General features: G+C 36.3%; 1 pseudogene. It reads left to right on the forward strand.

What is annotated here, in order from left to right:
- Window positions 1-284, forward strand: a pseudogene (locus tag AAEY57_RS19715) (bifunctional tRNA (5-methylaminomethyl-2-thiouridine)(34)-methyltransferase MnmD/FAD-dependent 5-carboxymethylaminomethyl-2-thiouridine(34) oxidoreductase MnmC); the annotation flags it as partial.

Raw genomic sequence — 284 nt, forward strand, 5'->3', positions numbered from 1 at the left:
AATGACGATGGCTTAGCTCAATCGCATTATGTGTACTATGAGCAAAATAATATAGATGTACGATTACAAAATCATGACCAATCACATTTTGTTATTGCCGAAACCGGTTTTGGTACCGGTTTAAACTTTTTAAATACGTGGCAACGCTTTAAAGACCACCTTGAGCGGATGCAAGTTCAAAATGAATGTGAAAAAAGCGTAAAACGCCTACACTATATTTCGTTTGAAAAGTATCCCTTAACATTAACAGACTTAAAACAAGCATTAACCGCTTGGCCTACCTT

The sequence above is a fragment of the Pseudoalteromonas sp. MER144-MNA-CIBAN-0113 genome (genome assembly GCF_040308965.1).
Lineage (GTDB): Bacteria > Pseudomonadota > Gammaproteobacteria > Enterobacterales > Alteromonadaceae > Pseudoalteromonas > Pseudoalteromonas tetraodonis.